This is a genomic window from Vreelandella sp. L-25 (assembly GCF_056857535.1).
The window spans coordinates 125,787-140,549 of the sequence record NZ_JBSXNH010000084.1 but is presented as its reverse complement, the minus strand read 5'-3'; the positions used below and the strand labels follow the sequence as shown (position 1 = coordinate 140,549).

Below are 14,763 nucleotides of genomic sequence, written 5' to 3'. Positions count from 1 at the left end.
CCCTTCCTTGTCCTCACTCCAGTCCGGCGGTTCTCGCCGGACTGCTGTTCCTATCCCCCGCATATCGCTACAATAGCGCTTATCTTTTGACGAACTTTGGCAATGCAGTGGTGTGGTCCTCGATTTTTTGCCCTTCGGCCTAGCGCCGCACCCCCACGCTTGCGTACCAATAAGGCAGAACACACTCGATGTCTCATGACGTTTCCAGCGAAAAGCTCAAGCATATTCGCAATTTCTCCATCATCGCGCATATCGACCACGGTAAATCGACGCTCTCTGATCGTCTGATTCAAACCTGTGGCGGTTTGACGGAACGTGAGCTGAAGGAGCAAGTGCTCGACTCCATGGATATCGAGCGTGAGCGGGGCATTACTATTAAGGCGCAGTCGGTAACGCTGGACTATACCGCTGCCGATGGACAGGTCTACCAGCTCAACTTTATCGATACCCCAGGGCACGTTGACTTCTCCTATGAAGTCTCGCGCTCGCTGTACGCCTGTGAAGGGGCGCTGCTGGTGGTTGATGCCGCCCAAGGTGTGGAAGCACAGTCAGTGGCTAACTGCTATACCGCGATTGAGCAGGGCCTGGAAGTACTACCGGTACTTAATAAAATTGACCTTCCCCAGGCCGACCCCGACCGGGTAGCTCAGGAAGTAGAAGAGATTATCGGCTTAGATGCCACCGATGCCTGTCAGGTATCAGCGAAAAGCGGTATTGGCATTGATGCGCTGTTAGAACGTCTAGTACGGGATATTCCGCCTCCTAAAGGTGACCCTGAAGCACCTCTCCAAGCGCTGATTATCGACTCCTGGTTCGATAACTATCTAGGAGTTGTCTCTCTAGTACGCCTATTTGATGGCACGTTGCGCAAAGGCGACAAAATTCGCATCAAGTCGACTGGCCGCGACTGGAACGCCACGGAAGTGGGTATTTTTACCCCGCTGCGCAAAGAGACCAATATCCTCCGTGCCGGTGAAGTCGGCTTTATCGTGGCCGGTATCAAAGAGATTCATGGGGCACCCGTGGGCGATACCATCACCCACACCAAGACCCCAGACGTGCCGCGTCTGCCAGGTTTCCAGAAAGTGAAGCCGCAGGTTTACGCTGGTATGTTCCCAGTGAGTGCGGACGATTATGAAGATTTCCGCGATGCCCTGGAAAAACTCGCCCTTAACGATGCTTCTCTTGAGTACGAGCCGGAAAACTCCGATGCACTGGGCTTTGGTTTCCGCGTAGGCTTCCTCGGCACGCTGCATATGGAGATCATCCAAGAGCGCTTGGAGCGTGAGTACGATCTGGATCTGCTGACCACCGCGCCAACGGTTGTCTATGAACTCGCCATGAAGAACGGCGACATCCAGTACGTCTCCAACCCCTCCAAGCTGCCTGATATGGCCGATGTAGAGCAGATGCGCGAGCCCATCGTGCGTGCCAGCATTCTGGTACCTCAGGAGTTTGTAGGTAACGTCATCGCCGAGTGCGAGCAGCGTCGTGGCACCCAGTTGGACATGCAGTTTTTAGGTAACCAGATTCAGCTGACCTATGAGCTGCCCATGTCGGAAGTGGTCATGGACTTCTTTGACCGTTTAAAATCCATCTCTCGCGGTTATGCCTCGCTAGAGTACAACTTCGAGCGCTTTGAAGCGGCGAAACTGGTGCGTCTCGATGTATTGATTAACGGTGATAAAGTCGACGCCCTGGCGGTCATTATCCACCGCGACCATGCTCACTCCCGCGGCCGTTTGCTGGTGGAAAAGATGAAAGAGCTGATTCCGCGTCAGATGTTTGACGTAGCGATTCAGGCAGCGATTGGTGGTCAGGTGGTTGCTCGTTCTACGGTGAAGGCTCTACGTAAAAACGTCACGGCTAAGTGTTACGGCGGCGACGTCAGCCGTAAGAAAAAGCTGCTAGAGAAACAGAAAGCCGGTAAGAAACGGATGAAACAGGTGGGGCGTGTTGAAATTCCCCAAGATGCCTTCCTTGCTGTGCTCAAGGTAAACGACTAGGGATACGAACCCCACATGGATTTTTCACTATTACTGGTACTCGCCGTTGCACTCTCTGGAGCCATTTATCTGCTGGATGTGCTGGTGCTTCGGCCAAAGCGCCGTGAGCGTGTGGCCAAAGCTGAAACGGCCACCATGGAAGGCCTGGATGCGCCAACTCGGGAAAAGCTCCTAAAAGAACCGTGGCCAGTCGATTACGCGCGTTCGTTTTTTCCGGTGCTACTCGTCGTGTTGGTGGTGCGTAGCTTTATCGTAGAGCCGTTTCAGATTCCCTCTGGTTCCATGAAGCCTACCCTGGAAATCGGTGACTTTATTCTAGTGAATAAATTTGCCTATGGGCTTCGGCTGCCTGTTGTCCATAACCGCTTTTTGGAGGTAGACGACCCTGAGCGGGGCGATGTGATGGTGTTCCGCTTCCCCGAAGAACCATCGGTGAACTTTATTAAGCGCGTGGTGGGCCTGCCCGGCGACCGTATTCGCTATGAGGGCAAGCAGCTCTATATCAACGGCGAGCCGGTTACCAAAGTACTGATTGAAGAGGGCCCGGAGCTCTCTCCCCAACAGCTACTGCTGGAAGAGCAGTTAGGCGAAGTCAGCCACTTTATTTATAACAACCCCCGTGACCCAGGCCCGCAAATGAGCGAAGTCGTCGTGCCTGAAGGCCACTACTTCACTATGGGGGATAACCGCGACCATTCCAATGACAGCCGCTACTGGGGCTTTGTGCCCGCAGATAACATTGTGGGCCGCGCGTTTGCTGTTTGGATGCACTGGGATGGCGGCCTGCCCAGCTTCACCAGCGTACGGCGTATTGAATGAAGCAGCATAATTTACAAACCGTTAGTGTGGTTATCTTAGTTAACGTCAATGACGTAGGAGCACTGTGAGTAATTCCTTAACCGCTTTTTGCCGACGAATCGGTCATACCTTTGGCGACCCAACGCTTTTGGAACTGGCCATGACCCATCGCAGCTACGGTGGTCGTAACAATGAGCGCCTGGAATTTCTAGGTGACTCTATCGTCAATTTCGTGATTGCCGAAGCGTTGTTTCAGCGCTTTCCCCAGGCGCGGGAAGGGCAGCTTTCCCGCCTGCGTGCCCGCTTGGTAAAAGGCCAAACCCTCGCCGAACTGGCGCGGGAAATGGCGTTCGGTGAGTGTTTACGTTTAGGCTCCGGTGAGATGAAGAGTGGCGGCCACCGCCGTGAGTCAATTCTCGCAGACGCCGTGGAAGCCGTGATAGGCGCGATTTACCTGGATGCCGGTATGGATGCGGTACGCGAGCGCGTGCTGGCGTGGTATGCCGAGCGTCTAGAAAATATTTCGCTGCAAGATACCCAAAAAGACCCTAAAACACGCTTACAAGAGTTTTTGCAGTCGCGCCAAGCGGCGCTGCCGCGCTATGAAGTGGTCTCTGTAAAGGGAGAGGCGCATGCCCAGACCTTTACCGTGGAGTGCTACATCGAGCTACTAAGCGAGCATACCACTGGTAAAGGCCCCAGCCGCCGCCACGCTGAACAGCAGGCTGCGGCAGAAGCACTGTCCTATCTCGAACAACCCCCTGGAGACAAATCATGAGCCTAACCTGCGGATTCGTGGCCATCGTTGGCCGTCCCAACGTAGGCAAATCAACCCTCATGAATCGGATTCTGGGGCAGAAAATTTCGATTACCTCGCGGCGGCCACAAACCACCCGCCACCAAGTGATGGGCATTAAAACCGTTGAAGAGACGCAGTTTATCTACGTCGACACGCCGGGCATGCACATCATGTCCAAAGATCGCAACAAGGCCATCAACCGCTTCATGAACCAGGCGGCGACCCAGGCGCTTCGCGATGTGGACTGCGTGGTGTTCATCATCGACCGCACTCGCTGGACCGACGAAGACCAGTCCGTATTAAAGCGTTTAGAGCATGTGAAAGCGCCGGTAATTCTAGCGGTCAATAAGGTTGATCGTCTCCAGGATAAAGCCGACCTGCTGCCTTGGCTGGCCGAGGTAGGCGCACGCCGTGAGTTTGCTGCCGTTGTGCCCATCTCCGCCAAGCACGGCACTCAGGTAGAGACCCTGGAGGAGGAAGTCGCCAAGCACTTGCCGGAGAGCATCCACTTCTTCCCAGAAGATCAAATCACCGACAAGAGCCTGCGCTTTATGGCGGCCGAACTGGTGCGTGAGAAAGTCATGCGCCAGCTAGGTGACGAACTGCCTTACCAGATGACGGTCGAGATCGAAGAGTTCCGCGAGACCGAGCGCGTCACGCACATCAGTGCGCTGATTTTGGTGGAGCGCCAAGGTCAGAAAGTGATTTTGATCGGCGAGAACGGCGACCGAATCAAGAGTATTGGCCGTGAAGCGCGCCTGGATATGGAGCGTGCGCTGGGTACTAAGGTCATGCTGAATATGTGGGTGAAGGTGAAGCGCGGCTGGTCGGATGACGAGCGGGCACTGAAGAGCCTGGGTTACGATCTCGATTGAGCACCGCCATGACCGCCGAGCCTGCGTTTCTGCTGCACCGTCGGGCATATCGTGAAACCAGCGCGCTGGTCGACTTATTAACGCTCAACCATGGCCGCATTCGGGCGGTTGCCCACGGCGGCCAGCGGCCCGGTTCTAAATCTCGCCAGCGGCTGCAGCCGTTCACCCCGCTATTTGTGTCATGGCGGGGAGAGCGAGAGTTAAAACGGTTAACGTTGATGGAATCGCGAGGTCACACCGCGCTGCTAGCAGGCGAAGGCCTGCTGTGTGGTCTCTACGCCAATGAAATTGCTACTCGCTTACTCCCGCTTGAACTGGTCGCCACCGATGTCTTTGCTTTTTATAGTGCTTTGCTAGATGCGCTGCCGGTACCTGCGGAGCGGGGCTTGGCGCTTAGACGCTATGAGTGGGCGCTATTGGAGGTGCTTGAGGCCACGCCGCGTTTTTGTACCCCTGAAGGCGGAGCGCTGGACCCGCACCAACGCTATCGCTTTGATGCTGACAGCCGTGCTTTTGTGGCGGCGGAACAGGGTATTGAAGGTCGCACCTTACGCTACATAGAGCAAGGCGACTGGCAGCCTACGGGCTTAGCGAGCGCTCTGAAAGCGGTCATGCGGGCAGCGCTGGCCCCCCATCTTGGCCCAACGGCATTACGTTCTCGCGAGCTGATGCTGGATTTAGCCCGCCGCCGTCATCGTTAGTGAACAACCGTTACTATTGATCGCGATAACGACCTATCGCTGCTTATTGATTGGAGACCCGCTATGCATCCCCCACGGATATTACTCGGCGTTAACATCGACCATATTGCCACGCTGCGTCAGGCCCGTGGCACTCGTTACCCCGACCCGGTTCAGGCAGCGCTGTTGGCGGAAGAAGCTGGAGCCGATGGGATTACCGTCCACCTACGCGAAGACCGCCGCCATATTCAGCCTCGTGACGTGCGCCTGCTGGCGGAGGTGCTCAATACGCGCATGAATCTTGAAATGGCGGTCACCGAAGAGATGCTGGCGCTGGCAGAAGAAGTGCGCCCGGCCCATGTGTGCTTGGTGCCCGAGAAGCGCGAAGAGCTGACCACCGAGGGCGGGTTGGATATCGTCGGCGGTTTTGATCATATCGCCAGTGCTTGCCAGCGTCTCGCTGCGATTGGCTGCGATGTATCGCTGTTTATCGACCCGGATGAAGCACAAATTGATGCGGCCAAGCGCGCAGGCGCGCCTACCATCGAGTTACACACCGGAGCCTATGCAGAGACAAAACCGGGGAGTGCCGAGGCCAACGCCGAGTATGACCGCCTCAGCGCGGCGGCGGTACACGCCGTATCTCTGGGCTTGGTGGTCAATGCTGGTCACGGGTTGCACTACCACAATGTGGAAGCCATTGCGGCGCTACCCGGTGTTAATGAACTGAACATTGGCCACGCGATCATTGCCCGTGCGCTGTTTGTCGGCTTGAAAGAAGCCGTGCAAGAGATGAAACGACTAATCATTGCCGGGCAAGAAGCGGGCTTAATGGCTGCGCTTGATGCCCATGAGCACGAGCATGACCACGATCACGGCGACAGTCACCACTGCTGCGGCCATTAACATGATTGTGGGAATTGGCTCGGACATTGCCCGAGTTGAGCGTTTTCGCCAGGCCGTGACGCGTCACGGCCCGCGCTTTGCTCAGCGTATCTTAGGGCCCGACGAACAGGCGGTGTGGCAGGAGAAGGGACAAGCAGTCGCCTATCTTGCCAAGCGCTTTGCGGCGAAAGAGGCTTTTGTGAAAGCCCTGGGCCTTGGGCTTCGCCAGGGGATGCAGTGGGGCGATATTCAGGTAATCAATGATGCCCTGGGGAAGCCCAGCCTTAAACTGAGCGGTGAAGCGCAGCGGCGGTTCACCGCCAGCGGGGCGACCGCCGCGCATATTACGCTGAGTGATGAAGCCGACTACGCCGTCGCCTTTGTGGTGTTAGAGAACTAACCAGCTGCCCCCGATGGGGCAGTTAGTTCACCAGCGAAGCTCGCTCTTGGCTAAGGCGCGTCATGGCGACGTATAGCTCGTCAAGCAGTGCCTCTACATGGCGTAGGCCACTGGTACGCAGGCGCGTTTCTAGGGTTTCCACCAACAGGGCTAGTTCTGGTGCGCCGCAGTAGCGGCTGGCTCCGTTTAGTCCATGCACCCAGTCCAGTAGCGCCGTTAGATCGCCTGCCTGAAAGGCGTCGCGTATCTGCTGCTCGCTCTCCGGCAGGCTGTCAATGAGCCGTACCAGTTGCTGCTTGGCTAAGGTCTCCCTGCCTCCTGCCAAGCGTGCACCTAGCATCAAATCGACCGCTGGCAGCGAGCTAGGGGGAGCGGTGGGAACCTGTGACTGACGAGTGGAAGCTGCTTCAGTAGGGGCTGCTTTTCGTGGTGCAATTCCTAAAAAGCGCTGCAACAGCTGTTGTAGCTGGGCATCGTCGATGGGTTTGATCAGCACATCATCCAGCCCTTCGGCCAGCCACTGCTGTCGTTCAGTGCTCAGTACATGGGCCGTCACGGCAATAATAGGGCAGCGCGCCCAGCTATTATTGATACGCCGCAGCGCTTGTGTGGCCTGTATGCCGTCCATCCCCGGCATGCGGATATCCATCAATACCATATCGGCAATTTGGTGGCGCGCAAACTCCAGTGCTTCTTGGCCGCTTTCTGCTAGCACAATGTGTAGCGTATCGCTCTCCAGCATCGCTTTTAACAGTTCACGGTTTGACGAGTTATCGTCGACAATCAAAATTGTTAGGCGAGGGGCAAGCGGCGGTTTGCTGACTGCTTCACTGGCAAGGGGGAGTGGTTGCAGTTGCAGCAACTGACGCAGGGTGGTCACAAGCTGCGTCCGAGTAAACGGTTTGCACAGCATTTCGCCGCCGTAGGGAAATTCCCACGTGGGTAGGTCAAAGCTAGTAGTATTCGCCAGAATAATGACCGGGCAGGGAGTTTGCGCAATCACGGACTGCCAGTACGCTTTGCGATCACCTTCAAAGTCACTCTGCGCCAGACATAGCATCAGCAGCGATTCATTGCCGGCATTAATAAACGAGACTGGGCGCGCGCCCCAGCGTACTAGTAAATGCTCTAGCACATGGCGAGTGGGTGGGTGCGTTTCGTGAAGGCGAATAGTGGGGTTATCTAGCGTCAGCTCCGGCGGGCGCTCAGCCGCCTGGTGTGCCAGAAGAGGCAGGGTAAATGAGAAAGTCGACCCCTTACCCAGTTCGCTTTCTACCGTAATCTCCCCACCCATCCGCTGAATAAGCTGGCGGCAAATGGTCAGCCCTAAACCGCTGCCGCCGAACTGGCGAGAGTGACTCGGTTCGGCTTGTGAGAACGCGCTAAAGAGCTGCTGCTGGTGCTCATCGCTTAAACCAATGCCGGTATCGCTCACGCTAATATGCAGTATGACATGCTGACCCTCTTGGCTATCCAGCATAACGCGAATGATGATCTCGCCTTCGTTGGTAAATTTTAGTGCGTTGCCTAGCAGATTGTTCAACACTTGATGAATGCGTAACGGGTCGCCGCATAAGGGAGTCGGCACATCGTCATATACCATGGCGACCAAGTGCAGCTGCTTGCGCTGTGCTTCAGGGGCGTGCAAGCCAATAATTTCGTCAACCAGGGCAACAATATCGACATCGACCTCTTCCAGAGTCAGCCGGTCGGCTTCCAGTTTGGAGAAGTCCAAGACATCATTCACCAGCATCAGTAGGTTATCGCAGGCGCGGCGAACGTGCTCCAGCCACTCTTCTTGCCGGGTGTCGAGGGATGAACGGCCCAGCAAGCGGCAAAAACCAATAATGCCGTTGAGCGGTGTGCGGATCTCGTGGCTCATATTGGCCAGAAATTCGGATTTAACAGCATTGGCGCGCAGCGCGCTGCGGTGAGCAAGGTCTAGCTTGATATTCTGCTCTTCGATGGTTTCCATCGACTCCTGCAGCTCACTGGTGGCCTGCTCAATCTGGCTCTGCATATCCCGCTGGGCCTGCTGGAAATGTTCGGCTAAACGGTTGATATGATCGGCCAGCTGCTTTAGCTCGGTGGGCTTGGCCGATGATATTAGCAAGCTGTAGTCGCCACGCGACAGGCGATAAAGTGCCTGGTTAGCCTCTTCGATTGGACGGGTAGCATAGCGGCTAATGGCAAATGCGATTAAAAATAGCAGTAACCCCAGCAACATACCGCCAAGGCTCAGGCTTGCAATAAGCTTATAGCGCTCAAGCGTTAGGGTGCGGGTATCCATCTCAGCCTCTAACCACCCGTTCGTCATGCGCAGGGTGTCGCTGCTGCCCAGCGGCACCCGCAGCCGCCAGGCGTCCTCTTCCATGGTGATGGCCGTTGCCATTGGCGCATCCAGTCTAGGCGGTGGCATAGAGCTACCTAGCACCAGCAGACGGTTGCCCTGTTCATCAAACAGCGTCACGGCTCGCAGCCCGCGATGCTCCAACAGCTGCCTAGCGAGCTTTTCAAGGCGCTGTAAATCCCCGTCGGCCATGGCATCGCCTAAGCTGGGAGCCATCAACTCACCAGCGCTGATTAAGCGCTCTTTAAGCTCGTCGCGTCCTCCCAGGTCGCTCTGGATAACAAGCAATATTGCCATAACGGCGTAGACCAACAGTGGGAAACCAAGCAGAGCAAACAGCAGGCGCGTGTTTAATGACATGAAAGAAGCTCGTTGAATCTAGTAGGTTGCCTGTCCAGTCACAGGCAGCACCGATATAATGCAGCATAACGGTTACGATAAGGAATGTTCGATGAATTATCCCACGCTTGAAGATGTGGTCGGCAATACGCCCTTGGTTCGCTTGAAGCGAATTACCGCTGGGAAGAACAATACGCTGCTTGCCAAACTCGAAGGCAATAACCCCGCGGGCTCGGTGAAAGATCGTCCCGCGCTCTCTATGCTGAGTGAAGCGGAAGCTCGTGGGGAAATTTCCCCAGGGGATACGTTAATTGAGGCGACTTCCGGCAATACCGGCATTGCGCTTGCTATGGCGGCGGCTCTAAAAGGGTACAACATGACCCTGATTATGCCGGAAAATGCTTCCGCCGAGCGCAAGCAGGCCATGGCGGCCTACGGCGCTAAGCTGATTACGGCCAGTAAAGAAGGCGGTATGGAAGAGGCTCGTGACATCGCAGATGCCATGATTGCCCGGGGTGAAGGTAAGCCGCTCAATCAGTTTGCTAATCCAGATAACCCGCTGGCGCACTACCGCACTACCGGGCCAGAAATATGGCAGCAAACCGGCGGTGAAGTGACCCACTTTGTGAGCTCAATGGGCACCACGGGCACCATCATGGGCGTGTCGCGCTATCTTAAAGAGCAGAACAGCGCGATTCAGATTGTGGGCTTGCAGCCCGCTGATGGGGCCAGTATCCCCGGCATTCGTCGCTGGCCTAAAGAGTATCTGCCAGCGATTTTTGAAGCGCCGCGCGTGGATACCACCCTGGATATCGGCCAGCAAGAAGCGGAAGCGCATATGCGCCGCCTGGCCCGAGAAGAGGGCATTCTGGCAGGCGTTTCATCTGGCGGAAGCCTAGCGGGTGCGCTGCGCATTGCTGAACAAACCGAAAATGCGGTCATCGTGTTTATTGTCTGTGACCGTGGTGACCGCTACCTCTCCACGGGCTTATTTGCCCCGGAGGTATAGATGGCTATGTTGGGTAAGCGGCGGCCGCCGCGTCCCGCCTCCGGCCACTCCGGGCTGGCGCGCCAGCCAAGCGGCAACGGCAAGGCGGCCAAGAGTGCGGCTACCACTAGCGACTTCTCGGCGCCGCTGGTGATTGAACGGTTAGCCCACGATGGCCGTGGCGTTAGCCATAACCCGGCGGGTAAAACCGTGTTTGTCGACCAAGCGCTACCGGGCGAACAGGTTGAGGTGGCGATACACATCACCCGCAAGCGCTTTGATGAAGCGCATGTGAAAGCGCTGATGACTACCTCGCCCCAGCGGGTGACGCCGCCTTGCAGCCACTTCGGACACTGCGGCGGGTGTGATTTGCAGCATCTGGCGGTGGATGCCCAGCGCGCCCACAAGCGTGAAGTCGTTAGCGAATTAATGGCGCGCCAAGGCATACCGCTTGGCGAGGTGGCGGCGATTTCTGGGCACCAGGAAGGTTACCGCCGACGGGCGCGGCTAGGTGTTAAAGTCGACGCTCAGGGAAGTGTTCGGCTAGGTTTTCGTGCCGCCAACAGCCACCGGCTGGTGGATATCGACCACTGCCATGTATTGGTACCTGCCCTTCAAGCACTGATAGCCCCACTAAAGCAACTGCTTACTGAACTGGATGCACCCCGCGCGGTAGGGCATATTGAACTGCTGGCGACGCCCCAGGCTACGGTGGTGCTGGTCAGGCAGTTAAAAGAGCAGCCGCAGGATTGGCAGCGCTGGCAAGGGTTTGCTGACCAGCACCAAGTGAGATTAGGCGCATGGTTAGGGCGTGAGTCACCGTCCTTGCACTGGCATGGTGCAGAGCCTGTGTTGGAAGAGCGCTTTTCGCTGAGTGCGCTTGGTGTGTCGCCCGCGCAGGAAGACGTTGGTCCTGAACTGGTACTGCAGTTTGCGCCAGGTGACTTTTTGCAGGTAAATGCCGAGGTCAATCAAAAGATGGTGTCTCAGGTGGTAGCATGGTTAACGCCAGTACCTGGGATGCAGCTACTCGACCTGTTTGCCGGGATGGGGAACTTCAGCCTTCCTCTGGCCGCTGCAGGCGCCAGCGTGCACGTGGTAGAAGGTAACACCGCCATGGTAGAGCGCCTTGGCACTAACGCAGCGCTGAACCAGCTCAATGTGAGCGTTCAGCAGGCAGATCTAAACGATGCAATAGCGGTAAAAACACTGCTTCGCGAGCGTTCGGTGGATGCGTTGGTATTAGATCCCCCACGCAGCGGGGCGGAAGCTATTTGCCAAGCAGTGGGGCGCCATCAGGTGGCGAAGGTGGCCTATATTTCCTGTGACCCGGCCACGCTGGCCAGGGATGCGGCACACCTTGTGCATGCGGGATATCGCGTCAAGCAAGTCACAGTGGCAGATATGTTTCTGCACACTGCCCACATGGAAACGCTGATGCTGTTTGAATATGCGGGCTAGCCTGCCCTTTGCAGCGAGCATTGGTGGCGGCGGTGTGGAGGCCGTCACCCAGAAAGGATGAGTGAACGTCATGGTGAAAGTGCGTGAAGACCAACCGCTGACAGAAAGCGGAAAGGTGGACATACAACAATGGTTAACGCGCCTTCAAGAAGATGTGCGCCTACGTGAACCCGAGCGTTTGCAGGAAGCCTGCGAGCTTGCCGAGCAGTTAGATCGGGAAGCGCCTCGAACCCATCGCGTGTGGCTGTCGCCCGGCTCCAGCTTCCGCATGGGGCTTGAGATGGCGGACATCCTCGCCGACCTGAAGCTCGACCAGCCAGCGCTAGAGGCGGCCGTGCTTTACCGCGCCGTGCGGGAAGGGCTGCTGAGCCTGGAGGCGGTGACCAAACGCTTTGGGGATGAAGTGGCGAAGCTGATCGACGGTGTGCTGCAAATGGCCGCCATTAGCTACCCGTTGGCACCCAACCATGGCATGAGCCAGTACAACCAGCAGGAAAACCTGCGCAAAATGCTGGTGAATATGGTGGGCGACGTGCGCGTTGCCCTGATCAAAATTGCCGAGCGCACCTGTGCGCTGCGCCAAGTCAAAGACGCTCCCCGTGAGAAATGCTTACAGGTCGCCAGGGAAGTAGCGGATATCTACGCACCGCTGGCCCACCGCCTGGGCATTGGCCAGATCAAATGGGAGCTAGAAGACCTCTCGTTTCGCTACCTGCACGAGGATGAGTACAAGGCTATCGCCAAGCTATTGGCGGAGAAGCGCCTGGACCGCGACCGCTATATTCACGACGTCGTCGAAACCCTCAAAAGCCTGATGGAAGCGCAACACATTCACCGTTACGACGTGAGTGGTCGAGCCAAGCACATCTACTCCATCTGGCGCAAAATGAAACGCAAACGGATCGACTTCTCGCAAGTGCACGATGTACGCGCCGTGCGTATTCTGGTGCCGGAAGTCACCGACTGCTACACCGTACTGGGGATTGTCCACTCCCGCTGGCACCACGTTCCCAACGAGTTTGACGACTACATTGCCAACCCCAAGAAAAACGGCTACCAGTCGCTGCATACGGCGGTACTCGGGCCGGAAAACAAGGTGCTGGAGATTCAGATCCGCACTTTTGCCATGCACGACGAGGCAGAGCTTGGGGTGTGTGCCCACTGGCGCTATAAAGGCCACGATACCAACGCCAAGAGCCGCAGCTACGAAGAGAAAATCGCCTGGCTGCGCCAAGTATTGGAGTGGCAGGACGAAGTGGGCGGCTTTGGCGACCTGCGCGAAGGCCTCTCCAGCGATGTCGCCCCAGACCGCATCTACGTTTTTACCCCCGATGGGCACGTCATCGACCTGCCGCGTATCGCCACGCCGATCGATTTTGCTTACCGGGTGCATACCGAAATTGGCCACCTTTGCAGGGGAGCCAAGGTTAACGGCCGTATCGTACCGCTGACCTACAAGCTCAAAACCGGCCAGCAGATCGAGATTCTTACTGCCACCAAAGGCGGCCCCAGCCGTGACTGGCTCAACCCCAGCTTAGGTTACGTGCGCACCTCCCGCGCCCGGGCAAAAATCCAGGCGTGGTTCAAGCACCAGGCCCGCGACCAAAACCTGCATGAAGGTCGGGTACTTTTTGAGCGCGAAATGCGCCGCTTGGATGTGGAAGGGCTGGACCTGACCAAGCTCGCCAAGGCCGTTAATTACCAAAACGCCGACGATATGTACGCGGCGCTGGGGGCTGGCGACCTGCGTATTGGGCAAGTGCTGCACCAGGCCCAACAGCTGTTTGGTGAAACCGACGACCAGGAGCAGCTCGACCGCCTATTGGCAAAACCACGCCGCCAGCCCAGCAAGGCGACCCAAAGCGATATCACCGTGCTGGGGGTGGGCAATCTGAAAACCAGCATGGCCAACTGCTGCCGCCCGGTGCCCGGTGAGCCTATTGTGGGCTTTATTACCCAGGGGCGCGGCGTGACCGTCCACCGCCAGGATTGCTCCAACATTCTCCAATTGCGTATGGAAGAGCCCCAGCGCATTATCGAGGTGGAGTGGGGCGAGCGGGCACACACTCGCTACCCGGTGACCATCGAGATTCAAGCCTGGGACCGCTCCGGCCTGCTGCGCGATGTGACCGGTCTCTTGGGTAATGAAAAGGTCAATGTGTTAGCGGTCAACACGCTTACGGATACCGACGAGGGCATCGCCCGACTGAGGATTACCCTGGAAGTCGATGGCCTTGAATCCCTGGGCAGGCTGTTCTCGCGTATTCAGCAGTTGCCCAACGTGACCGAAGTGCGTCGCCTGCGTAACGCCGATCCCGAGAAAAGTGCCCGTAAAGGAGGGGCCTGATGCGTCATACCCTGGAGGATTTGCTCACCCTAATGGCCGTGCTGCGCGACCGGGAGCAGGGCTGCCCGTGGGATATCCAGCAGGATTGGGACAGCATCGTGCCCCACACCCTGGAAGAGGCTTACGAAGTGGCCGACGCCATCGAGCGTCGCGCCTTCGATGAACTGCCCGGCGAGCTCGGCGACCTGCTTTTTCAAGTGGTCTATTACGCCCAATTTGGCGCAGAAGAGCAGCGCTTCGATTTTCACGATATCGTCGATACGCTGACCGCCAAGATGCTGCGCCGTCATCCCCATGTGTTCCCAGACGGAACGCTGGCGTCCCGTCGCCCGACCGGCGTGAGTGCCGATGAAGTAAAGACCCAGCAGGTGAATAGCCGCTGGGAAGCGCTCAAAGCCGACGAACGCGCCAAGCGTGCTACGCAACCTCCTTCGGTGCTGGACGATGTACCCCGAACGCTGCCTGCGTTAAGCCGCGCCGCCAAGCTCTCGAAGCGGGCCGCCCGCGTAGGCTTTGATTGGTCGAATGCCGAGGGCGTACTGGCCAAAATTCGCGAGGAACTGGAGGAGGTCGAAGAGGCGCTGGCGGCGGGGGATCGTCAGCACGCCCAGGAGGAGGTCGGCGACCTGCTGTTTGCCGTCACCAATTTAGCGCGCACGTTGGGTGCCGATCCCGAACAGTGCTTGCGCCGTACCAACGCAAAATTCGAACGTCGCTTTCGCTTTGTCGAGCGCGCGCTTGCTGAATCAGAGCGCCCTGTGAACGAGGCCTCGCTGGATGAGATGGAAAGTCACTGGCAAGCCGCGAAAGCACAAGAACAACGCTAATGTCACCA

12 protein-coding genes are annotated in these 14,763 nt (G+C 57.2%); 11 read left to right on the top strand and 1 reads right to left on the bottom strand.

Annotated elements, in window-relative coordinates; translation table 11 throughout:
- Positions 1-188: 188 nt before the first annotated feature.
- The 7 genes from lepA (at position 189) to acpS (ending at position 6,443) form a co-directional block, all read left to right on the top strand.
- Positions 189-2,006, top strand: a complete 1,818-nt coding sequence (lepA, locus tag AC13CN_RS14555) for a translation elongation factor 4 (protein ID WP_483053217.1) — start codon at positions 189-191, stop codon at positions 2,004-2,006.
- 15 nt (positions 2,007-2,021) lie between these two features.
- On the top strand, positions 2,022-2,825 hold the full coding sequence (gene lepB, locus AC13CN_RS14550; RefSeq protein WP_044628376.1) for a signal peptidase I: 804 nt from the start codon (positions 2,022-2,024) through the stop codon (positions 2,823-2,825).
- Positions 2,826-2,889: 64 nt separating this feature from the next.
- The gene (rnc, locus tag AC13CN_RS14545; protein WP_058578050.1) at positions 2,890-3,582 is read left to right on the top strand and encodes a ribonuclease III; all 693 of its coding nucleotides are present in this window, start codon (positions 2,890-2,892) and stop codon (positions 3,580-3,582) included.
- Positions 3,579-4,478 (top strand): GTPase Era, encoded by a 900-nt coding sequence (era, locus tag AC13CN_RS14540; RefSeq protein ID WP_062375119.1) that lies wholly within the window; start codon positions 3,579-3,581, stop codon positions 4,476-4,478. Before rnc ends, era begins: the two co-directional genes overlap by 4 nt.
- Before the next feature lie 8 nt (positions 4,479-4,486).
- The gene (gene recO, locus AC13CN_RS14535; RefSeq protein ID WP_058578052.1) at positions 4,487-5,179 is read left to right on the top strand and encodes a DNA repair protein RecO; all 693 of its coding nucleotides are present in this window, start codon (positions 4,487-4,489) and stop codon (positions 5,177-5,179) included.
- Between the two features lie 63 nt (positions 5,180-5,242).
- A complete protein-coding gene (gene pdxJ / locus AC13CN_RS14530) occupies positions 5,243-6,064 on the top strand; it encodes a pyridoxine 5'-phosphate synthase (RefSeq protein WP_062375117.1) in 822 nt (273 codons plus the stop codon).
- Position 6,065: 1 nt separating this feature from the next.
- Complete coding sequence (gene acpS, locus AC13CN_RS14525; RefSeq protein ID WP_062375143.1) at positions 6,066-6,443, top strand: holo-ACP synthase; 378 nt, start codon at positions 6,066-6,068, stop codon at positions 6,441-6,443.
- Positions 6,444-6,465: 22 nt separating this feature from the next.
- On the opposite strand, the gene AC13CN_RS14520 is transcribed toward acpS, so the two are convergent.
- The gene (locus tag AC13CN_RS14520; protein WP_062375115.1) at positions 6,466-9,153 is read right to left on the bottom strand and encodes an ATP-binding protein; all 2,688 of its coding nucleotides are present in this window, start codon (positions 9,151-9,153) and stop codon (positions 6,466-6,468) included.
- A gap of 91 nt (positions 9,154-9,244) precedes the next feature.
- Here AC13CN_RS14520 and cysM point away from each other — a divergent pair, with 91 nt between their 5' ends.
- The 4 genes from cysM (at position 9,245) to mazG (ending at position 14,755) form a co-directional block, all read left to right on the top strand.
- Positions 9,245-10,141 carry a cysteine synthase CysM gene (gene cysM, locus AC13CN_RS14515; RefSeq protein WP_044628370.1) on the top strand — a complete coding sequence of 299 codons (897 nt, stop codon included), beginning with the start codon at positions 9,245-9,247 and terminating at the stop codon, positions 10,139-10,141.
- Entirely contained in the window at positions 10,142-11,581 is a 1,440-nt protein-coding gene (rlmD, locus tag AC13CN_RS14510; protein ID WP_062375113.1) for a 23S rRNA (uracil(1939)-C(5))-methyltransferase RlmD, read from the top strand.
- A gap of 70 nt (positions 11,582-11,651) precedes the next feature.
- A complete protein-coding gene (gene relA / locus AC13CN_RS14505; RefSeq protein ID WP_062375112.1) occupies positions 11,652-13,928 on the top strand; it encodes a GTP diphosphokinase in 2,277 nt (758 codons plus the stop codon).
- Positions 13,928-14,755, top strand: coding sequence for a nucleoside triphosphate pyrophosphohydrolase (gene mazG, locus AC13CN_RS14500; RefSeq protein ID WP_044628367.1), 828 nt, complete (start codon positions 13,928-13,930; stop codon positions 14,753-14,755). The genes relA and mazG overlap by 1 nt, the downstream gene beginning before the upstream one ends.
- The last annotated feature ends 8 nt before the right edge of the window (positions 14,756-14,763 follow it).